The 22,908-nt window shown below is 42.3% G+C and carries 11 protein-coding genes and 2 pseudogenes; 9 read left to right on the top strand and 4 right to left on the bottom strand.

What is annotated here, in order from left to right; genetic code table 11:
- The first annotated feature begins 17 nt into the window (after window positions 1-17).
- Window positions 18-200, top strand: a pseudogene (locus tag HWQ43_RS21945) (type II toxin-antitoxin system HicA family toxin).
- An 11-nt stretch (window positions 201-211) separates the two neighbouring features.
- Window positions 212-412: a type II toxin-antitoxin system HicB family antitoxin gene (locus HWQ43_RS21940; protein ID WP_292738024.1), complete on the top strand. Its 201-nt coding sequence runs from the start codon at window positions 212-214 to the stop codon at window positions 410-412.
- Window positions 413-576: 164 nt separating this feature from the next.
- Here the strand turns inward: HWQ43_RS21940 and murD are convergent, their stop codons facing one another.
- Both murD and glyS read right to left on the bottom strand, forming a co-directional pair.
- Window positions 577-2,088 carry a UDP-N-acetylmuramoyl-L-alanine--D-glutamate ligase gene (murD, locus tag HWQ43_RS21935; RefSeq protein WP_292738022.1) on the bottom strand — a complete coding sequence of 504 codons (1,512 nt, stop codon included), beginning with the start codon at window positions 2,086-2,088 and terminating at the stop codon, window positions 577-579.
- Window positions 2,089-2,172: 84 nt separating this feature from the next.
- Window positions 2,173-4,326, bottom strand: coding sequence for a glycine--tRNA ligase subunit beta (gene glyS, locus HWQ43_RS21930; protein WP_292738020.1), 2,154 nt, complete (start codon window positions 4,324-4,326; stop codon window positions 2,173-2,175).
- A gap of 253 nt (window positions 4,327-4,579) precedes the next feature.
- Here glyS and HWQ43_RS21925 point away from each other — a divergent pair, with 253 nt between their 5' ends.
- From HWQ43_RS21925 to HWQ43_RS21900, 6 genes and pseudogenes are all read left to right on the top strand, one after another.
- Window positions 4,580-5,158 (top strand): PEP-CTERM sorting domain-containing protein, encoded by a 579-nt coding sequence (locus tag HWQ43_RS21925; protein ID WP_292738018.1) that lies wholly within the window; start codon window positions 4,580-4,582, stop codon window positions 5,156-5,158.
- Between the two features lie 866 nt (window positions 5,159-6,024).
- On the top strand, window positions 6,025-7,314 hold the full coding sequence (locus HWQ43_RS21920) for a glycosyltransferase family 4 protein (RefSeq protein WP_292738016.1): 1,290 nt from the start codon (window positions 6,025-6,027) through the stop codon (window positions 7,312-7,314).
- Between the two features lie 484 nt (window positions 7,315-7,798).
- Window positions 7,799-7,894 (top strand): annotated as a pseudogene (locus tag HWQ43_RS21915) (TetR family transcriptional regulator); the annotation flags it as partial.
- Between the two features lie 358 nt (window positions 7,895-8,252).
- On the top strand, window positions 8,253-9,827 hold the full coding sequence (locus HWQ43_RS21910; protein WP_292738014.1) for an efflux RND transporter periplasmic adaptor subunit: 1,575 nt from the start codon (window positions 8,253-8,255) through the stop codon (window positions 9,825-9,827).
- Between the two features lie 105 nt (window positions 9,828-9,932).
- The gene (locus HWQ43_RS21905; RefSeq protein ID WP_292738012.1) at window positions 9,933-13,124 is read left to right on the top strand and encodes an efflux RND transporter permease subunit; all 3,192 of its coding nucleotides are present in this window, start codon (window positions 9,933-9,935) and stop codon (window positions 13,122-13,124) included.
- Window positions 13,125-13,255: 131 nt separating this feature from the next.
- Window positions 13,256-14,638, top strand: coding sequence for a carotenoid oxygenase family protein (locus tag HWQ43_RS21900; RefSeq protein WP_292738010.1), 1,383 nt, complete (start codon window positions 13,256-13,258; stop codon window positions 14,636-14,638).
- 139 nt (window positions 14,639-14,777) lie between these two features.
- Here the strand turns inward: HWQ43_RS21900 and HWQ43_RS21895 are convergent, their stop codons facing one another.
- Window positions 14,778-15,482, bottom strand: coding sequence for a CAP domain-containing protein (locus HWQ43_RS21895; RefSeq protein ID WP_292738008.1), 705 nt, complete (start codon window positions 15,480-15,482; stop codon window positions 14,778-14,780).
- 264 nt (window positions 15,483-15,746) lie between these two features.
- Complete coding sequence (locus HWQ43_RS21890) at window positions 15,747-16,874, bottom strand: acyltransferase family protein (protein ID WP_292738006.1); 1,128 nt, start codon at window positions 16,872-16,874, stop codon at window positions 15,747-15,749.
- A gap of 520 nt (window positions 16,875-17,394) precedes the next feature.
- On the opposite strand from HWQ43_RS21890, the gene HWQ43_RS21885 reads away from it, so the two are divergent.
- Complete coding sequence (locus tag HWQ43_RS21885; RefSeq protein WP_292738005.1) at window positions 17,395-22,788, top strand: Calx-beta domain-containing protein; 5,394 nt, start codon at window positions 17,395-17,397, stop codon at window positions 22,786-22,788.
- Window positions 22,789-22,908 lie beyond the last annotated feature (120 nt).

Raw genomic sequence — 22,908 nt, 5'->3', positions numbered from 1 at the left:
TACAGATAAGCAGTAGCATGAAAGTACGCGAAGTTATCAAACGACTAGAAGTTGATGGTTGGTATATTGCTTGAACTAAAGGTAGTCATCGACAGTTCAAACATCCTGATAAACCCGGTGTGGTTACAGTTCCAGGTAAATTGTCTGACGACTTAGCCCCTGGTACTCTCAGTAGTATTTGGAGGCAAGCACAGTTATAAGGAGAATCGCAATGCAGTATGTAGTGGTGATTGAAAAGGCTGAAGGTAATTACTCTGCTTATGTCCCTGATTTACCAGGTTGTGTAGCTGTGGGTGAAACTTTAGAAGAAGTCAAGCAGATGATTACAGAAGCTATTGAATTTCATATAGAAGGAATGTTAGAAGATGGTTTACCTATTCTTAAACCTACAAGCATCGCTCATGAGGTTTAAGTTGCAAACTACAGCAAAATATAATTATAAAAAACTACTAAATTAATAATAAACAATCATTTTAGATATTTTGTAAAGTTAGTTTTGAAAGTTTATAGTAAGGACTTTAGTGCTTAGAAAACAAGGACTAAAGTCCTTACTACGAACTTGTTAAGAAACAATGCTTATCGACTTTGAACTATGGACTCTTGACTAGAGTTTTCAAGTTCTGGAAGTTCTACTCTGGCGGGTTTCCAACCACCTGCCCAAGCAAGACATAGATGACGGAAGCGATCGCCCCGCACCTCAAAATTTGGGTACTGATCGAAACTCGCACAAGCCGGAGATAGCAACACCACAGGCGCTTGATACTGCTTGGCTAATTCTGCCGACTTGGGAACTGCCCTTTCCATAGTTTCCACAATATGGTAAGTATGATACCCCACCTCTCGCAGACGTTTGGCAAATGCAGGTGCAGCAGAGCCAATCAATAACACAGCAGCAGCTTTGGTTTGAATTTGTGCTAACCAGGCAGTATCATCACCTGCTTTGGCTTCTCCACCAGCAATTAAAATTGCTGGACTGTTAACAGATGCTAAACCTACTTCAGCCGCATCATAGTTGGTAGCTTTGCTATCGTTAATGAAATCAATACCTTCCCATGTGCAGATATGCTCCAAACGATGGGCAACACCAGGAAATTCTCGAATTGCAAGTGCGATCGCATCACGATTAATTCCTGCTAATCTTGCTGTTGCTACTGCCATCAAAAGATTTTGCTGGTTATGTTCTCCCACCATTCGTAAACTAGATACTTTCACAATCGGTTCTGGTGTCGAGGTTGCAGTCAATTTTTCTACAACCCAGCCGTCTTCAATGTAAAAGCCTTTTTCGCTAATCAGAAAATCTTTTCCTTTGACACTTGTCCAATAGGCATCAGGCCAAGCACTTAAACCTAACTGGCTCAAGTAGGCATCATCGCCATTGAACACTTGCAACTCAGACTGACGTAATAACTTGGCTTTGATATTGTAATAGTTCTCTAAAGTCTGATGGCGACTAAGATGATCCGGCGTGAAAGTCGTCCAAACACCGATCCGGGGAGCAAGAGAACTCGAAGATTCTATTTGATAGCTGCTAACTTCCGCAATTACCCAATCGAGTGAAGAGTGAGGAGTTAAAAGTGAGGAATTATCAAATGCCTCCCCTGCCTCCCCTGCCCCCCCTGCTCTTTTCCCCCTCTGGGATAGAGCAACTTCACAAGCAGCATAACCAATATTCCCGCAGGCAGGTGCATTTAATTCTGCTGCTTGGAAAATGGCAGCAATTAAAGCTGTGGTAGTAGTTTTGCCATTAGTGCCAGTAATTCCTACCCAAGGTAGCGATTGTAAATTTCGCCAAGCGAGTTCCATTTCGCCAATGGTTTCAATACCTAACTGACGTGCCTCAACTAATACGGGAATATCCCAAGGCACGCCAGGACTAACGACTATTAATTGGGGTAAATTAGCACCATTCAATTCTAGGGATTGTCCTAGTTTAACGGTTATTTGCTCGGCAGCGAGTTCTTGTTGTTGTTCTAGGAGGGTTTTGGAGGTGTTGCCATCACTCAGCTCTACCTCCCAACCTTCCCGTTTCAACAATCTCGCCGCAGCAACACCGGACTTTCCCAATCCAACAACAGTAGCTTTGGACATAGATTGCAGCAGAGTGTCCCTGGTTAAGCACTCCCTATAGTAGCGTTTCTTGGCAAAAATTACACAAGTTTTTGTTGACCTACGCTACAGATTTTTGACGATCGCACCGAAGTCAGCTAAAACACGGGCATGATTGCGAACTAGTCCCAGCAGATGTAACCGATTACGCTTGACTTCTGGATCGGAGTCCATAACTAAAACGCTATCGGGGCCATCAAAGAAATTACTAACTGCTGGAGCAAGTTTTGCTAATGCTGCTACTAACAGTTGATAATTTCGGGTCTGCTGTGCTGCTTGAGTTTGTGGTACTGATTCGATTAGCGCATTATACAAAGCCGTCTCAGAAGGCTTTTGGAATAATTCTTGACGAACTACGGTTGTTGGTTCTAGCTGTTTTGTATCCAAATCACCTTGGGCGGCTAATCGTGTGGAACGGTTAACAGTTTCGTAGATGTTATCTAAGGTACTATCGTTGCGGATTTGTTGTAAGTATAAGGCGCGATCGCGGACATCCAATAAATCTTTTAACGTCCGTTCTGTGTATTCTGGGTCATTTTCTCCCAAAACTGCATTTACTAAGTCGTAATCAATCTGCTTTTCTTCTTGTAGTAAAGTGCGGATGCGTTGCAAGAAAAACTCTTGTAATGCTGTGGTTAATGATGTCCCATCTTTATGATATTTGGCTGCAAAGTCTGTTGCTATTTGCGCCAATAAATCATCTAAATTTATCGGCAAATTATCAAACCAAACAATTTTAACTACAGCGTTAGCTGCACGGCGCAAGGCAAAGGGATCGGATGAACCGGAGGGAATTAAGCCTAAACCAAAGATACTCACTAAAGTATCTAATCTATCTGCCAAGCCAACAATTTTACCTGTGAGTGTTTCAGGTAAAATATCACCGGCTGCCTTTGGCAAATAGTGTTGATAAATTGCCTTTGCTACTTCGGCATCTTCACCACTGGCTAAGGCATATTTTTCTCCCATAATGCCTTGCAATTCAGGGAATTCATACACCATTTGTGTCACCAAATCTGCTTTACATAATAAAGCAGCACGTTGGATTCTTTGGCTTTGGTCTTCGGCTAATTCTAATTGACTGCTAATTTTCTCGGCAATTTTAACTATTCTATCTACCTTGGTACGCACTGATCCCAATTCTTCCTGGAAAGTGACTTTTTCCAACTGCGGTAAAAAGCTATCTATTGGCTTAGTTAAATCAGCGTCGTAGAAAAATCTGCCATCAGCTAATCTGGCACGAATTACCCTTTCATTGCCGACGGCAACAATATCTGATTTTTTCGGATCGCCGTTAGAAATGGTGATGAAGTTGGGTAATAATTCTTGCTCAAAACTCCCTGGTTTGAATACAGGAAAATAACGTTGATGAGTAACCATCACTTCAGTAATTACCTCAGTTGGTAATTCTAAAAATTCTGGTTCAAATTTTCCGACAACTGCGGAGGGATATTCTACAAGGTTGGTTACTTCCGCCAACAAATCGGGGTAAATTACTGTATACCCGCCCAAATTCTGTGCAACTGCATTTACTTGCTCTTTGATCAGATTTGCCCGTTCCTCTGGGTCAACGGTGACATAAGCAGACTTGAGAGCGGTAACATAATCAGTAGCTTGGGCAATTGTCACAGGTTCAGGATGCAAAACCCGATGACCTTGAGAAATGCGATCGCTCTGAATCGTTTTAGAACCATTTACTAATTCTAAAGGCAGCACTGTCTCATCTAACAAAGCTACCAGCCAACGAATTGGTCGGGAAAACCTCGCATCCCCATTCCCCCAACGCATCAACCGCTTACCTTCTAAACCCCAAATCCACTGGGGAACAAGTTCTGTCAAAATTTCCGCCACAGGACGACCGGGAATTCTTTTTTGCACAAATACAAATTCCCCTTTGTCGGTGGGGCGAACAGACAGCGCATCCAGTTCCACACCTTGCTTTTTGGCAAAGCCTGCGGCGGCGGCTGTCGGCTGACCATCTTTAAAGGCGGCTTGGGCGGGGGGCCCTTTTATTTCTTCTTCTCGATCTGGTTGCTGCGATGGTAGACCTGTAATCAATACCGCCAGCCGCCGGGGAGTACCGTATATCTGGATACTTTCACCCTTGAGGCTGTTTGCTTCCAGGCTTTGGGGAATGCGTTCCTGCCATTGCACTAAAGCATCACTGAGAAAACTTGCAGGTAGTTCTTCTGTACCAACTTCTAATAGAAACCCAGGCATATAACACTGTTTTCAACTTTGCGTAGCTCAACTTTATCAGTTATTCTCAGGCGATCGCTCGTGATTTTTAGCTGAATCATAAACTTGACATTTTATGCAAAACTTTATAAAACAAGTGCTTTTCTTCATAGATTCATTACATTACATCTTGTATTTTATGCGGTATTTACGGATATATATTTCTATCGTAAGCTTAGTAGTTGATTGATGCATTGATATATGCATCATCAAAATCAATTTTGGAGTTATGACCATGAAAAATATTTTCGCCAAAATCACCGCGATCGCAGCAACCAGCGTTGCGATCGCTGCTGGTGCTAACAACCCAGTCCAAGCTATTGAATTAAACTTTAACTGGCAAGGTGATGCTGGTTACTCTGCAACAGGTTCATTCAGCTACGACGAAACTACAGCACCAACAATCATTTCAGAACTTGGTAGTGGAGCCACCAACTTTTTACAATCCTTGAATGTCTCCTTCTTAGACCCATCTAAAAATCTTCTGGGAACTTATAACACCGTTAGTGGTGGAGTATCAGAATCTAACTTCTTCGCTTTCAATTTTAATACTTCCACTCACACATTGTTTGGCCCCTTTGATGTCGCCGGAGGGACGGGTGTAATTGCAGAATATTTCTTTCAGGGAACAGTTGGCGACTCTTTGCAATTACGTCAGGATGTCGATCAACAGGGAACGTCAACAACACTGGATCAAAATTCCGGCTCTATTCAAGTGTCCAAAGTCCCAGAACCTGCTTCTCTCTTGGGTTTGCTAGCATTTGCTGGTTTGGGTGTAGGTTCAACTTTCAAGAAAAAGCAAGCCTCTGACTAGAAATTAGGGCTTTCTAGTCAGAGCTTGCCAAATTTACTGAATCTCTATTCTAGCCCTACTAGTTCAGTTAACTAGTGGGGTTATCATATAACCTCATTATAAATATGAGTGAAAAAAAAATTTAGAGACGTAGCACTGCTAAGTCTATACAAGGATTTTAGATAACGTATATTTAATTTTACCAAATGTCTATTAGTTTGTCATCAACACTTTTACAACGTTCAGTGCTGAGTGAAATTAGTTTTACTTTTATCTCAGCATTTATAATTCAGCACCTAAGACTGTTTTGGTCGGTGCTTTTGAACTACTTAAAAAGTGGGATTTTGCTTAGTGAATACAATACTGATAACTTGGTTAAGAATACTTCATGTGCCAGTTGAGAAGGCGGAATGAGGGTTATATGCATAATAGTAAATATAATGTTACAATTTTCCAAGTATAAATTGAGGCATTAGTTCGGAGATAAACAGACCAACTATTGTCATAATCACCAGAAAATAAAGTCTATATTTATCAATAGTCTAACCTGTGTATACAAAGTCATATTTTGATTTTTCAGTGTTTTATGCGGGACAAAAATTCTCTGTTGAAAACCACGAAGAAAATTTCTAACCAATGTTTAACACATTTTTTTTAATCAAACAATTTAACCAATCAAAATACAGCATTTGTAAATAAATGAGGTAACAAAATGCAGGGATACAAATCAGATATAAATAGTTTTTATCTCTGCCTCCTGCTTCCAAATCGGTGGCTTTGTACTTCATGCAAAAAAATGCTGTAAATAATAAAAATAGCAGCCCCACTGGCTATTAATAAGTAATCTGCTCGTCTCATGCTCTCTTTACAAAATTCACAAATAGTTCATGCATATTCTAATTTATTCCTACAACTATCATCCAGAGCCAATTGGAATTGCTCCGTTAATGACTGAATTGGCAGAAGGACTAGTAAAGCGAGGTCATAAAGTGCGAGTGATTACGGGAATGCCCAACTATCCTCAGCGCGAAATTTACGATGGGTATCAGAATAAGTGGTATCTTACAGAACAAAAAAATGGCGTTACAATTGCGCGAAGTTACGTCCGTATTAAGTCTAAACCGAACCTCGTGGATCGGCTGTTACTGGAGTTGAGCTTTGTTTTCACGAGCTTACCCCAAGCCTTTAAAGGTGGGCGACCAGATGTGATTATCTTAACAGTACCACCGCTACTAGGTACGTTGCCAGCAACAACATTGGGCTGGTTATACAACTGCCCAGTAGTTCTAAATGTGCAAGATATTTTACCAGAAGCTGCTGTGCGTATCGGGCTATTAAAAAACAAGTGGATGATCCGAACTCTTGCAGCTTTAGAGAAATTTGCATATCGGACTGCACATACTATTAGTGTGATCACTGATGGGTTTCGTGAGAATTTAGTCAATAAGGGAGTACCTGTTAATAAAATTGTTTGTATTCCCAATTGGGTAAATGTAAATTTCATTCGCCCGTTACCGAAACAGAGCAACTCCTGGATATCTAGCCATCAACTCAATGGGAAATTTGTAGTACTTTATTCAGGCAACATTGCTCTAACGCAAGGTTTAGAGACAGTAATTGAAGCAGCCGTTTGTTTACGTCATATCAAAGATATTGTCTTTGTCATTGTTGGCGAATCAAGAGCATTGCAAAGGTTGCAGGAATATTGTCTATCAAATGGAGCAGATAATGTTTTGCTACTACCGTTACAGCCGCGAGAAAAACTACCTGAAATGCTAGCAGCTTCTGATGTCGGGCTAATTGTGCAAAAGCACAATGTGATTTCGTTCAATATGCCTTCAAAAATACCACTGTTGTTGGCGAGTGGTCGCCCAATTGTGGGTTCAGTTCCCGCCACTGGTACTGCTGCCAAAGCCATCGAACTCAGTGGTGGTGGGATAGTTGTTGAGCCAGAATCACCCCAAGCAATGGCCGCTGCGGTACATGATTTATATGCTAATCCGGCTCTAGCCAAGAAGCTAGGTAACACAGGAAGACAATTTGCCGAAGAAAACTATTCCTTAGAGCAAGCGCTCGATCGGTATGAGTGGCTTTTTTCTCATATTGTTACCAACCGAAAATCAACTGTGGGGATTTTACCGAAATTCGATTCTAAGAAATCAGTTGTGGATGGTTGAAGGGGATTGAGGATGTATCACTCGTCAGCTACACAAACAAAACCCCGATTGGGATCAATTAAATCACCCATTCGGGTGAGTTAAAGATCAACCGATCGGGTGAACTAACTGTAGGAAGTTGAGACTGCTCAAAAATAGGAATCTAGAGAACACTGGGTGATTGTACGTCGTTCTTGGTGAGGATAACTTGATGAAACTCGCAACTTTGATTAAGACAGCTGAATTAATCAGCGTAGGCGTATACTCCTGTAAAGAAGCAAAGCTACGCGTAGCATCTCGTAAATAAGGCATCGCTCCAGACTTTTTTCTTCCTTAAGATCAGTATTCACTAATACTTAAGGGCGATAAACTCATCTGTAACTTATACCAATCTGGTCTGCTATGTGGTTATAATGCAAGCAAGCGCTTGCAGACACTCATAGAGAACTTAGCGTCAAGTACGGCACAAACTTATGCACCCTTGATCTAGTCAGCAACTAAGGTATTTGCAACGGCAAGTTTAACCACGGCGACAACGCGAGAAATTGCTCGTGTTGCTGCGGTCAATGAGGTAACTTTATTTCGTCATTTCCAAAACTGAAAAGCAACTTAGCTTGCTCCAATTACCGAAGCGATCGCTTTACAGACCGAAGCTTTAGCTGCAACAACATGAACCGTGCTTTCTCTCTGAGCTAAGGCACTGGGTTTATACTGACTAACAAAAAACTATAAATTACACTTTAAGAAATTGAACGGAGTTAAGTAATGTACAAATTAACCATAATGTGTTGAACAAAATTGCTTCATTTTAGGTGCTAGACATCGTGAGCGATCGCCCAAATACCCAAACATATTTGTCACCAACATAGAGAAAAAAGGGCTAAAAAACTATTCAAATAATGCTTTTTTAGCGAAGAGTAGATTGCCCAAGTCTAAATCCACAAGACGAGAAAACGAAGATGTCCCATTCTGAGTTCCCTGACTCTCCCTTACCGATTGAAATAGAACAGCCTGCTGTTAATGATTCTAGTCAAGAGTCGCAACAATTGCCACAGCGATCGCCTAAGCCACCTCAAAAACGTCGTTGGCCGCTACTATTAGGAATCCTCTTATTAATTGGAGGTGTAGGTTTTGGTTGGCGCTGGTGGCAAACTAGTAATGCACCAGCGGCTGAAGCAAATGCCGGTCAACCTAGAGCAGTTCCGGTCAAGCTAGCAACTGTGCAAACTGAAACTGTTCAAGAAAGTTCGGAGTTTATTGGCTCCTTAGAGGCTCCACGTTCAGTAATCATCAAGCCACAGGTTGAAGGACGAATTACCGATATTTTCATCCAAGAGGGCAACCGCGTTCAACAAGGACAAGTCATCATTAGTCTGCAAAGTGATAATGTCCAAGCTCAATTGTTACAGGCTAGAGGCTCACTGCAACAAGCCCAAGCACGTCTTGCTGAACTCAAAGCAGGTACACGACAAGAAGAAGTTGCCCAAGCTAGAGCGCAGTTAACCCAAGCCCAAGCTCGCTTTAGAGATGCGCAATCGGGATCGCAACCAGAAGAAATTGCTCAGGCTGAGGCTCAAATTCAGTCAGCTAAATCCGATGTGGAACTAGCACAGTCACGCGCCAAGCGATATGCACAATTGAGAAAAGAGGGAGCAGTTTCCCAAGATACCTTAGAAGGATATGTCAAAGAACAGCAAAGTGCTGAAGCTGCCCTGGTTGTAGCCCAGAAACGCTTAGATCAACTCCGCCAAAGCAGAAGATCGAGTGTTAATGAGCTAGCTGGTGCTTTGGAACAACAGAAACAAAACTTAAGACAACTAGAAAATGGTTCGCGTCCAGAAGAAATTGCCCAAGCGCGATCGCAAGTAACTCAAGCAGCTGGACAACTCCAAGCCGCTCAAGTCCAATTGCAATACACAAAAGTTCTGGCACCTTTCACTGGCATTGTTGGTGATATTCCCGCAAAAGTGGGAGATTATGTGGAAAAAGCAGATCAACTGACTACACTCACCAGAAACGACTCTTTAGAACTGAATATTTCTGTTCCCGTAGCTGAAGCCAGAAAGCTACGCTTGGGCTTACCTGTGCAAATGCTGGATGTCCAAGACAAACCCATCGCAACCGGTAAAATCAGTTTTATCTCCCCAAATGCTAGTTCCGATTCGCAGACAGTTTTGGTAAAAGCCAACTTTGGCAATTCGAGAAATCGACTGCTTAATCTTCAGTCAGTGCAAACCAAAGTGATCTGGAACGAACGTCCAGGAATTTTAATTCCAGTTACAGCAATATCTCGCTTGGGTGGAGAGACTTTTGTGTTTGTGGCGCAAGCGCCGCAAGAAAAGTCTAAACCTGGAGCGCCAGCTTTAGTAGCTCAACAAAAACCGGTGAAATTAGGAGTTATTGAGGGGAATAATTATCAAGTTATCGAAGGACTAAAAGCGGGGGACAAAATTGTTGTTTCCGGCATTCTTAACTTAACCAATGGCGCTCCCATTACTCCTGAAACAGAAGAAGTTGGTAGCCAGAAGCCTTAGCTGAAGAAGGAAGATGAGGGCACGGGGGCAGATAAGCAGGGGGGAAATAACCAATGCCAATGCCTCATGCCAAATACCAAATACCCAAAGCCCAATTTTTAAACTATGTTTGTTGACTTCTTTATTAAGCGGCCAATTTTTGCGTCGGTATGTGCGATCGTCATCCTTTTAATCGGATTAATCAGTATTCCCACACTACCGATCGCTAGATTCCCAGAAATTAGTCCCACTCAAATTAGTGTAACTTCCAACTATAGCGGAGCTAGTGCAGAAGTCGTAGAAAGCGGTGTGACAAATATCTTAGAAAGGCAAATCAACGGGGTTGAGGGACTAAGATATCTGACTTCTAGCAGCAGTAACGATGGTACAAGTACCATTACAGCCACCTTTGATTCATCACGGGATAAAGATATTGCGGCTGTGGATGTGCAAAACCGTGTTTCTGTTGCCCAACCACAACTACCAGAGAGTGTGCAACGCACGGGAGTTCGGGTATCAAAAGAGTCTAGCAACATTCTCTTGGCAATTGGTTTATACGCTGAAAATAAAGAGTACGACAACATATTTTTAAGCAACTATGCCGACCTTTACCTAGCAGATGCCTTAAAAAGAGTCAAGGGCGTGAGCAACGCCCAAGTTTTTGGCGAACGTCGCTACGCAATGCGTTTGTGGTTAGATCCGAGTCGGCTTGCCAGTCGGGGACTAACGACTAAGGATGTAGCAAATGCCCTATCCGAACAAAACTTGCAAGTTGGTGCAGGGAGAATTGGACAAGAACCGGCTCCTGAAGGACAAAGATATCAACTGGATGTGCGTGCTGTCAGCCGATTAACAGAACCATCAGAATTTGAAGAAATTGTCCTGAAAACTCAAGATGATGGTACGTTAGTTAAGCTCAAAGATATAGGTAGAGCAGAACTAGGCGCAGAAAACTACAGTTCATTTCTGCGATTTCGGGGCAATGATGCTGTCGGTTTAGGGATTTATCAGGTTCCTGGCAGTAATGCCTTGGAAGTAGCCAAGGGAGTCAAAGCTGAACTGGTGCGATTGGCACCGAGTTTTCCGCCAGGAATGAAATATCAGGTAGCTTTTGACACAACATCCTTTGTAGAAGAGTCCTTGGCAGAAGTAGTCAAGACTCTGATTGAAGCCGTGGTGTTGGTTGTAATTGTAATTTTTGTGTTTTTACAAGACTGGCGAACCACTTTAATTCCTGCACTGACCATTCCGCTTTCCTTAATTGGAACGTTTGCCTTCGTCAAAGTTTTTAACTTTTCCATCAATAGTTTGACTTTATTTGGTCTAACTTTAGCATCGGGGATGGTAGTAGACGATGCGATCGTGGTGGTAGAGCAAATCAGCCGTTTTATTCAGGATAAAGGAATTAGTCCTCGCCGAGCCGCTAGTGAATCAATGGCGGAACTGTTTGGCGCAGTTATTGCCACTTCACTAGTATTGATGGCAGTGTTTGTGCCAGTGGCGTTTTTTCCGGGAACCACAGGCGCACTTTATCGACAATTTGCGCTGACGATCGCTTTCTCCATTGCGATTTCAACTTTTTTGGCTTTGACCCTAACGCCTTCTTTATGTGCGCTGCTGCTGCGTCAAGGACAAAAACCTTCAGGCTGGCTGGGTTGGATTTTTGACCAGATTAATCGGTTTCTTGACTGGGTACAGAATGGTTATAAGCGATCGCTTACCTTTCTAACACGCATCAAAGGTATTGTGATTGGGTTGTTTATCGTCTCCTTGGGAATGACTGCTTGGCTGTACACCACAGTACCAACAGCCTTTCTCCCAGACGAAGACGAAGGCTACTTCATCACAATTATCCAAGGGCCGCAAGGAGTTTCGCTGCAATATACCAGCGATGTGATTGCAAAGGTAGAAAAAGAAATTCTGCAAATTCCAGAAGTCCTGGGGACTTTTGCGATCGGTGGATTTGGTTTTAGTGGTAGCACAGCTAACAGCGGCATCATATTTACAACTTTAAAATCTTGGGACGAGCGCTCAAAACCCAATCAATCAGTACAGGCGATTATTGGCAGCTTGCAAGGGAAGTTATTGGCAATTCCAGAGGCCAGAGTTTTTCCTGTGAATCCGCCACCAATTCAGGGTTTAGGCAACTTTGGCGGCTTTGTATTTCAACTGCAAGACCGCAGAGGTAACAGTGGTTTAGCAAATCTAGTCCAGTCGATGGGTCAATTGCTGGGTAAAGCTAATCAAACACCAGGATTACAAGCTGTATTTAGCACCTTTGCCGCAGATACACCACAATTGCTTGTGGAAGTAGACCGCAATAAAGCTAAATCATTGCAAGTTTCCATAGATGATGTCTTCAGTACATTACAAACTGCTTTGGGATCTCAATATGTTAATGATTTCAATCTCCAGCAGCGCAATTATCGGGTGTATATCCAAGCAGATCAACAGTTTCGTTCCAACCCAAAAGATATTGGTAAACTATATGTTCGTTCTCAAAAGAATCAAATGATTCCTTTGAGTAACTTAGTCACAGTTACTCCCACTGTGGGGGCGCAAACGATAAATCACTACAATCTATTCCGCTCAATTGAAATTAATGGTGCCGCTGCCCCTGGCTCTAGTTCTGGAGACGCAATTAAAGCAATGGAAAAAGTTGCTAAAGAAGTTTTACCAGCAGGTTATGGTTATGAATGGTCAGGGACTGCATTAGAAGAAATCGATTCTGGTGGTTTAGCACCCCTGATTTTTGGATTAGGAATAATCTTTGTGTTTTTGGTACTAGCCGCTCAATACGAGAACTATGTTGACCCGTTTATCATTCTGTTATCAGTTCCCTTAGCTATCTTTGGAGCGCTTATTGCTCAATCAATGCGGGGTTTTGCGAATGATGTTTACTGTCAAATTGGTCTAGTAATGTTGATCGGTTTAGCTAGTAAGAACGCGATTTTGATTGTGGAATTTGCTAACCAATTACGAGACCAAGGGCTTTCGATGACCAAAGCAGTAATTGAGGCTTCACAAGAGCGGTTACGCCCAATTTTGATGACTGCTTTTTCTACACTCTTGGGGATTTTCCCCTTAGCTACTGCCACGGGTGCTGGTGCAGGAAGTCGGCAATCTTTGGGAACGGCAGTTTTTGGTGGAATGTTAATCGCTACTTTCTTAAGTTTGTTTGTAGTGCCAATTTTGTATATCGTAATTAAGACGACAACAGAGAGATTTATCAAACCAAATCGGCATCAAGAAATATCAGTAGAAGCTGCGTCATTGAATGGTAGCACTGCTGTATATTCAACAAAAGCTGAGGATTGAGTATCTTTCGTTATCGGTTGGAGCAAATCAATTTAGGGACTTGTAAAAATTCTACAAGGCCCTCAAAATTTCCATGTGGGCATGATAACAAACCAGAATGTATAGTACGAATGTACGCTGAAATCAAGACAATGGTAACAATAGCAGTCAATCCCTATCTCGATGGCAATTTTGCTCCAGTCCATAAAGAAATCACCACCGACCAATTACCAGTCATCGGTGAATTACCCCTTGATCTATCAGGGATGTTTGTGCGGAATGGCCCTAACCCTCAATGGACGCCTATCGGTCAATATCATTGGTTTGACGGGGACGGGATGTTGCATGGTGTGCAAATTAGCAACGGCATAGCAACTTATCGTAACCGCTACGTCCAGACAGCCGGATGGAAAAAAGAACGAGAAGCAGGTAAAGCTATCTGGACTGGGTTGTTAGAACCACCACAAATGGATAACCCCCACGGCCGCTACAAAAATACTGCCAATACTGCTTTAGTGTGGCACGCTGGTCAGATGTTGGCGCTGAACGAGGGAGGTAAACCTCACGCCATCAAGCTGCCTGAATTAGAAACTATTGGTGAGTATAGCTACAATGGCAAGCTGGTTTCTGCCTTCACAGCCCATCCCAAGGTAGACCCCGTTACAGGGGAAATGATCTTCTTTGGCTACTCTTTGTTTGCGCCACCGTATCTGCAATATAGTGTCGTCTCAGCACAAGGCGAACTGTTGCGGACAGTGCCAATTGAACTGCCAATAGGCGTGATGATGCACGATTTTGCCATCACTGAAAACTACACGATTTTCATGGATTTGCCCCTGACTTTTAACCTTGAGCGATCGCAGCGGGGAGAACCTGTAATGATGTTTGAGCGCGATCGCCCCAGTCGTTTCGGGATTCTACCACGTCACGGTGACAACAGTAATATCCGCTGGTTTGAAAGTCCTGCTTGCTACGTCTTCCATACCCTCAACGCTTACGAAGAGGGAGACGAAGTAGTGCTAATTGCCTGCCGCATGAGTTCTACAAATGTTTTGAGTTCTGATGATTCGCAACCCGATCCAAACGCAAATATTCCCCGTTTGCATCGCTGGCGATTTAACCTCAACACCGGTTCAGTGCGTGAAGAGATGTTGGATGATGTCGCCTCGGAATTTCCCCGCGTCAACGAAAACCGATTGGGGCGACAAAACCGATATGGCTACACTAACAAAGCGGCAAACACTCCCGTACCTTTATTTGAAGCTATCATCAAATACGACTTCAGCAATGGAAAATCCCAAACACATGAATTTGGGCAGGGACGCTATAGCGGTGAAACTGTATTTGCGCCGCGTCCTGGTGCAACGGCTGAGGATGATGGTTGGCTGATGACTTTCGTCCATGATGAGAATTCAAACACTTCAGAATTAGTAGTGCTGAATGCTCAAGATGTGATGGCTGAACCTGTAGCGCGGGTGATAATTCCTCAGCGAGTGCCTTATGGGTTTCATGGTGCTTGGTTTGCCGAGGAATAGCTAAATGGGTAGTTAGAAATCGCGTCTACACAGACGAAACCCGCTTAGGCGGGTTTCCAATTCTTTGGCAGGTGAACTTGGTTTGTGTAACCGCAATTTCTAATCGCCAGGTAGAATCCTCTCTATTGCCGATCGCAAATTATTTTTCCCTATACCCCCCAGCGTAGTCAATCACACAGATTGTTCTATATGATTTGTGAGTTCCATAAGCAACACCAGAAACTTTAAAAGCGCCGTTAAAAATGTTTTTTCGATGGCCGCGATCGCGCACACCATCATCAATAATTAACTGCATAACAATATCTTGAGCCGTATTTGGCCCATAACTGATATTTTCACCTGCGGTTGTTTGCCATTTACCATAGCGGTTGATGCGAGTAAATGGGTTGCTACCATCGCTACCATCATGACCTATAGCACCTTTTGGGCCTTGGTCTTTTACGTGGTCTTTTGCTCCTAAAGACATACCTTTAGATGCACTCAAGACTCCTATAGGACGTGCTGATTTGAGAAATGCGATCGCTTCATCAACTGCTTTGACTCCTTCTTGAGTTCGCAAATAAGTATTATTATAAATTTTGACTCGGTTCCCCTCAAAGCGCTTTCTATAGTTTTCCAGAATGGGTAGGTATGCTTTAGGATTTGTTCTTACCTTATTTGTTTCAACAATTACCTGTTGTTCCAACGGTGAAAGGTAACTCGCTTTTGCTAATAAAGTTGGACTGGTTTGTTCAACTACTGCTGGGTTAGAGTTGGCTACAGACGGGTTAGATTGAAACAGTTGATCTGAGCAGCCGAATATTAAGACAATTGGCAAAAATACCCAAAATTTCATGCGACGCATCCATTACCTCACAATTTTTTTATGGATTAATTTAGTGAATTAGAAGAAATAAGAATTTTAAACGCACAGATAAGTCTGTAGACGCTTCTGGCGTTAGAAACAATATCAGGACTTAAGTTAGTTCGCTAAAGAAAGCGCAGATTAACGCGCTAATAATATTGATAAAGTTGCGATTGCCTTTGTTCCTAAAGTGTTACAATCTATCACTTAACACCTGTTGTAACATTGAAAACACTAAAACGTAAATAATAACAAAAATCTTTTTTACACTTTCAGAAACCAGCGTTGCCGATACATCAGAAAACCAACAGCCCACCACAACAACACGGTGACTAAGGCAAATAACAGGGAACCATTCAGCACACCCGCCCAAGATGCGAAAAAATTCTGGTAAATCCAATTGTAGGTACTGGGAGCGTCTTTGCCAGTGCCAATAGTAGTTTTGACTAAAATTTTAATTAATAAAACCGATGCAACGAAAAGAGCGATCGCATTTAAGCCCATAATTTCAAAAGGTTTACTCCAGCGACGCATCAGCCGTACTTCGATAAGTTCATAACAAGCTGCTAGTAATAATAACGCCCAACCTGTTGTAAATACTACATAAGAACTTGTCCACAGCTTTTTGTTAATTGGGAATGTCCACCCCCATGCCCAACCGATAATTAAGCAACCGACTCCAAATAATCCTAAACCGATACTTGTGCGAGACTGTACAGGTTGACTGCGTATCCATTGACCAGTGAAGTAGCCAGCGAGGACACTTACTATCGCCGGAATAGTACTGAAAAGTCCTTCTGGATCTCCCATAAAGTTGAAACCATCACCCTTGTATAAATGTGCTTTGGGAATAATCAGGCGGTCAACATAAGCGCCGAAATTACCTTCTCGCGTCAAAACTCCCGCACCATATTCTGGCACTGCTACATACATCATCGTTAGCCAGTAGCCAATGAGTAGCACTGCTGCTAGTATCCATTGACCTTTGCGCGGAAGGTTGAGAACAGCTAGGGAAGCCAGCAGATAGGTAAGGCTGATGCGCTGCAACACTCCCATAATGCGGATACTATTCAAATCAAAAGTCCAAATACCCTGATTCCAAAAGCCATTTAGTAGCAAGCCGAAGGCAAAGAGAATGGTGGCGCGACGCAAGATGCGCCAGTAAACAGCTGAGGTTGGTTTATTGCCTTCGGTGTATTTTGACAGCGAGAAAGTCATTGCTACACCGACAATGAAGAGAAAGAAGGGAAATACCAAATCCGTTGGTGTGCAGCCATGCCATTCGGCGTGGGCTAAAGGAGGATATACATCATCTGCGACACCTGCCATATTGACGAGAATCATTCCAGCGATGGTAATGCCGCGAAAAACATCCAGTGAAGTCAGGCGCATAGACGAAATTTTATGTTAGATGAAGTATCTAAGTTACCCCGGTTGATGAAGGTAATCAAGCAAAATTTATAGGTCTTTTCATCAAGGTTCCTGGAACAGTTCGGGTTTCTGCCAATACCATACTTGTGCGAAACCAGAAGTACGCGATCGCACTTAGACCACAGTTTTAGCTATCCAAAAAGGATTAGTAGTACCAGAACTGTTAATAAAGCTAGATATACTCAAATTTCAGTCAATCTACCTATTGTTATTTAAGTGGAAATGCAGTTGTCTTGTCATTAGACTTAGTATAAATTGCTATAAACAAAAGCTGTGACTAAAAAACAGCTAACTTTATTCAAGGCGTGCTTGCTTATATAACAACTAAAAATATTGGGGTTTTATCTCATTAGATAAAAGGTTTAATTACCGATTTAATTTGGGAATGGAAGCGGATGCTGAGTCGTTCACTTTCTGTTTTGCTATGCACGATAAATATTACTAAGCTAAAGCTAATAAATTATATTTAAGGATAATAATTATGATAAAACTGCCAGAGAATCATCAACTTAAAACTAGAAATAAGTCTACTATAAAATTACTAGAAGCCAGCACAAATCTTGTTTTTCTAGAGCCAAAAGTTATAGATTACCAAAGCTTAGTGGCTGGGATCACACTCGGCAGTGAAGTTGTTATTCTTGATGCCAATAGAGACGGGTTAGCACAAATCACCGAGTTTCTAACAAAACGTGAAACCAATTCAGTTCAATCAATTCACATTGTTTCCCACGGAAGTCTGGGAAGTTTGCAACTAGGGTCAATCAACTTCAACCTTAGCAATCTGGATAGCTACAAAAATCAGTTACAAAAGTGGGCAAGTGCTTTAACTGAAAAAGCTGACATCCTACTTTATGGCTGTGATGTAGCCAGTGGTGAAGGCATAAAATTTGTACAGCAGATTAGCCAAATTACTGGAGCAGATGTTGCCGCTTCCACTGACAAAACCGGAAGTGCAGCTTTAGGTGGCGACTGGAATTTAGAAGTGAAGACAGGAAAAATTGAGGCTTCCCTGGCATTTCAACCTGAAGTAATACAGGCTTACCAATCGATTTTGCCAGCTAGTTTCACTGGCACATACACTCAAAACTTTAACTCATTAGCTTTTTCCGGAACACCGGCTTGGGTTAATGATTCAACTATTTCGGGCTGGTATTCTACGAGAACAACTTACAGCCCTGGTACTGGCAGTAATAACACAGGTGGCTTGTACAGTTTTGGTAGCTCTAATAACCCAGATCGGGCACTTGGTTCTCTAGCTTCTGGGACTACAGGAACTATTTATTATGGGTTGCGCCTCCAAAACAACACAGGTTCAGCAATTACTAAGTTGCAAGTAAGTTACACCGGTGAACAATGGCGTAATGGTGGTAATACATCGCAGCAACAGTTGAAATTCAGTTATCAAACTGGGTCAACTGTCACAAGTTTAACAACAGGAACATGGACGCCTGTCACCTCGCTAGATTTCACCGGGCCAATTGCAACTGCAACCGCAGGTCTCCTGAATGGTAATCAAATTGCCAATCGAGTTGTTATAACGCCTGTAATATTTAATTTAGCGACCCCAATAGCTAACGGTGAAGAGATTATATTGCGTTGGGAAGATATAGATGATGGAGGCAACGATCATGGTTTAGCCATTGACGATGTATCTATCAAAGTAGATAACACCACTTACATAGTAACTAACATCAATGACAGTGGTACTGGCTCGTTAAGGCAAGCTCTTATCAATGCCAATAATGATCCAGGGATTGAGACAATTATCTTTGATCCGACTGGGATATTCGGTGATGCTACCCCCGACACCATTACCCTCACTTCTGGGGAATTGAATATCACTGAAGGAGTGATCATTCAAGGAACTGGGGCGTATAAACTCACCATCAGTGGTAACAATACTTCCCGTATTTTTAATGCCAGTGCCTCCCTATCAATTGATGGATTGAAGATAACTGGGGGAAATGCAGGCAGTAGTAACGGTGGCGGCATCTACAGCACTAGTGGTGTCACAGTCAGCAATAGTAATTTTTCTGGCAACATAGCGAACCTTGGAGCAGGCATCTACAGCAGTAGTAGTGTCACAGCTATTAATAGCACTATTTCTGGCAACACAGCGAACACTAGCGGCGGCGGCATTTACAGCAGTAGTAGTGTCACAGCTAGTAATAGCACTATTTCTGGTAATACAGCGAACACTAATGGCGGCGGCATCTACAGCACCACTACCACACTTAGTAATAGCACTGTTTCCAGTAACACCGCAAAAGTCAACGGTGGCGGTATCTATTCTGGCGGTGGCACCGTAAGTAATAGCACTATATTTGGCAACACCGCTGATAGCGATAACAATAACACAGGTAATGGTGGCGGCATTTATAGATCTGCTGGTACTTGGAGCATCAGCAATAGCATCATTGCTGGCAATATTGATTTAGGTGATGATGCACCCGATGTCTATGGTAGCAACTTCAATGGTAATGCTTACAACCTGATTGGCAAAATTGCTGGTAAAATATCGGGGACTTTGGGTACGGGTACAGATATTATTAACCCCAACCCCGGACTCCAAGCGCTAGGAGATTACGGTGGTTCGACACAAACTCACGCTCTATACTTTAACAGTCCTGCCAGGAATGCTGGAGATCCGGCTTACAATGGTGGCTTAACTACCGACCAACGCGGCACAGATTTTAACCGTATTGAAAGCAGCAGAATTGACATTGGAGCATTTGAATATGTACTTCCAAAAGTCAGCTTTGGTGCTGCTACGTACAATACAACAGAAGATAGTACCGCCACTACAGTAACTATTTCTGTTACCTTAGATGCCTCTCCTGAAACCGCTGTCACAATTCCTATTGTCGTTAAAAATAGTAGTACGGCGACTAGTGGCAACGATTACACTTTTTCCCCCACTACCATCTCCTTTACTGCTGGGGCAACAGACGCAAATTTAACACAGCTAATTACTTTTACTATTAACCCAGACGATTTACCTGAGAATGCAGAAGCAGTTGTACTCAACTTCGGTACACCAACAGGGGCTGATTTGGGGACAATAACTGAAACTACTCTAAATATTGCTGCTAATGATGCGATTCAATATGCAATTTCCACTCCCACCTCAACTTTAACTGAAGGTAATAGTGGTACTGAAGCTGTTAGCTTCACGGTTACTCGCAGTGGTGGTATTGGCGTGGCTAGTACCATAGATTACGCTTTTAGCGGTGCAGCAATTTTTGGCAGTGACTATAACAATATTCAAGTGATGGGTGGAGGAACTGCTGTATCTGGGACTTTAAGCTTCGCTGTTGGGGAAACCACAAAGACAATTACAGCCGATATTTTGGGTGACAATACACTTGAACTCAATGAAGACATTACTGTTATCCTAAGTAACCCCAGCCTCATAACTGGAGCGCCAAATTCCACAATTACTAACAGTTCGGCTACAGTAAACATCATCAACGATGATAGCCAACCAACTATCAGTATCTCAGATGTCTCTGTTATTGAAGGCAGCACAGGTGCAACAGCTAACGCTAATTTCACTATCAGTCTTTCTAATCCTAATTCTCAACAGATTAGTGTAAATTACAACACGAATGATGGCACTGCTGATGCTGCTGACTCTGATTACAACTCTGCTTTTGGGACGATTACTTTCAATCCTGGCGAAACTAGTAAAACTCTTAGCATTGGTGTTGTAGGCGATAACAAATTTGAAACTGATGAGACATTTTCTGTCAATCTTTTGGGTGCGACAAATGCCGCGATCGCAGATAGTTTAGGAATTGCTACCATCATTAATGATGATAACCAACCAACTATCACTATCTCGGATGTCTCAATTGCTGAAGGTAACATAGGCACGACAAGTAATGCTAACTTTACTATTAGTCTCTCCAATCCTAGTTATCAGCAGGTTACGGTAAATTACAACACGAATGATGGTACTGCTCAAGTTGCTGATTCTGATTACAACTCTGCTTCCGGGATAATTACTTTCAATCCTGGCGAAACTAGCAAAACTCTTAGCATTGGCATTATTGGTGATAACAAATCTGAAACTGACGAGACCTTTTCTGTCAATCTTTTGGGTGCGACAAATGCCGCGATCGCAGATAATTTAGGAGTTGCTACCATCATCAACGATGATAATCAACCAACTATCAGCATCTCTGATGTCTCAGTTTCTGAAGGCAATACAGGCACAACAACTAATGCCAACTTTATTGTCACTCTCTCCAATGCCAGTTATCAGCAAGTTACGGTAAATTACAACACGAATGATGGTACTGCTCAAGTTGCTGATTCTGATTACAACTCTGCTTCCGGGATAATTACTTTCAATCCTGGCGAAACTAGCAAAACTCTTAGCATTGGCATTATTGGTGATAACAAATCTGAAACTGACGAGACCTTTTCTGTCAATCTTTTGGGTGCGACAAATGCCGCGATCGCAGATAGTTTAGGGGTTTATACCATCATTGATGATGACAGCCAACCAACTATCACTATCTCGGATGTCTCTGTTACTGAAGAGAACACGGGTACAACAACTAATGCTAACTTTACTATCAGTCTTTCTAATCCTAGTTATCAGCAAGTTACTGTAAATTTCAACACGATTGATGGCACTGCTGATGCTACTGACTCTGATTACAACCCGGCTTCTGGGACGATTACTTTCAATCCTGGCGAAATCAGTAAAACTCTTAGCATTGGTGTTGTAGGCGATAACAAATTTGAAACTGACGAGACATTTTCTGTCAATCTTTTGGGTGCGACAAATGCCGCGATCGCAGATAGTTTAGGAATTGCTACCATCATTAATGATGATAACCAACCAACTATCACTATCTCGGATGTCTCAATTGCTGAAGGTAACATAGGCACGACAAGTAATGCTAACTTTACTATTAGTCTCTCCAATCCTAGTTATCAGCAGGTTACTGTAAATTACAACACGAGTGATGGCACTGCTCAAATTGCTGACTCTGATTACAACTCTGATTCAGGAACGATTATTTTCGCTCCTGGTGAAACTAGCAAAGTTATTAGCATTGGCGTCATAGGCGATAACCAAAGTGAAGCCAACGAGACATTTTCTGTCAATCTTTCAGGCGCGACAAACGCTGCGATCGCAGATAGTTTAGGAATCGCTACCATCATTGATGATGACAACCCAACAACTGTCAGTATCTCGGATGTCTCAATTGCTGAAGGTAACACAGGCACAACAACTAATGCTAACTTTATCGTCACTCTCTCCGCACCGAGTTTACAGCAGGTTACTGTAAATTACAACACGAGTGATGGCACTGCGAAAACTTCTGACTCTGATTACAACGCTGCTTCCGGGACAATCGTTTTCAATCCTGGCGAAACCACCAAAACTCTTGGTATTGGTGTCATAGGTGATAGCAAAGCTGAAACCAACGAGACATTTTCTGTTAATCTCTTCGGTGCTACAAACACCACAATTACTGATAGCCTGGGAGTGGCTACTATCACAAATGATGATGATCCCTCCACCATTAGCATTGCAGATGTATTAGTCAAAGAAGGCACAACAGGGATGATAACTAATGCCAATTTTGTCGTCACTCTCTCGAATGAATTTTATCAACGGGTGATTGTAAATTACAGTACGAGTGATGGTACTGCCAAAGAATCTGACTCGGATTACAATTTTGGGCTGGGGACAATTATTTTTGACTATGGCGAAACCAGCAAAGTTATTAGTATTGGCGTCAGAGGTGATAATAAAGTTGAACCCAATGAAACATTTTTTGTCAATATCTATGGTGCAGCAAATGCCACATTTAATAATAACCAAGGAGTTGGCACAATCAAGAATGATGACTAATCGTTATTGAGCAAAACATTAGCGATCGCTGCAATTATCTCAGTCTAGAGTAGCCGTTGGTGACATACTTATATTAAAAACTACGGTTTCTTAATTTACTCGTCCAATCTTTTGTATTTA

Source organism: Nostoc sp. JL31, assembly GCF_017114965.1.
GTDB lineage: Bacteria > Cyanobacteriota > Cyanobacteriia > Cyanobacteriales > Nostocaceae > Nostoc > Nostoc punctiforme_A.
This window is presented reverse-complemented; position numbering and strand designations above follow the sequence as displayed.

Coding starts and splice junctions, on each gene's coding strand:
- HWQ43_RS21895 (WP_292738008.1), bottom strand. CDS start 15,482: ATGCGTCGCATGAAATTTTGGGTATTTTTGCCAATTGTCTTAATATTC.
- murD (WP_292738022.1), bottom strand. CDS start 2,088: ATGTCCAAAGCTACTGTTGTTGGATTGGGAAAGTCCGGTGTTGCTGCG.
- HWQ43_RS21925 (WP_292738018.1), top strand. CDS start 4,580: ATGAAAAATATTTTCGCCAAAATCACCGCGATCGCAGCAACCAGCGTT.
- HWQ43_RS21910 (WP_292738014.1), top strand. CDS start 8,253: ATGTCCCATTCTGAGTTCCCTGACTCTCCCTTACCGATTGAAATAGAA.
- HWQ43_RS21905 (WP_292738012.1), top strand. CDS start 9,933: ATGTTTGTTGACTTCTTTATTAAGCGGCCAATTTTTGCGTCGGTATGT.
- glyS (WP_292738020.1), bottom strand. CDS start 4,326: ATGCCTGGGTTTCTATTAGAAGTTGGTACAGAAGAACTACCTGCAAGT.
- HWQ43_RS21890 (WP_292738006.1), bottom strand. CDS start 16,874: ATGCGCCTGACTTCACTGGATGTTTTTCGCGGCATTACCATCGCTGGA.
- HWQ43_RS21920 (WP_292738016.1), top strand. CDS start 6,025: ATGCATATTCTAATTTATTCCTACAACTATCATCCAGAGCCAATTGGA.
- HWQ43_RS21940 (WP_292738024.1), top strand. CDS start 212: ATGCAGTATGTAGTGGTGATTGAAAAGGCTGAAGGTAATTACTCTGCT.
- HWQ43_RS21900 (WP_292738010.1), top strand. CDS start 13,256: ATGGTAACAATAGCAGTCAATCCCTATCTCGATGGCAATTTTGCTCCA.
- HWQ43_RS21885 (WP_292738005.1), top strand. CDS start 17,395: ATGATAAAACTGCCAGAGAATCATCAACTTAAAACTAGAAATAAGTCT.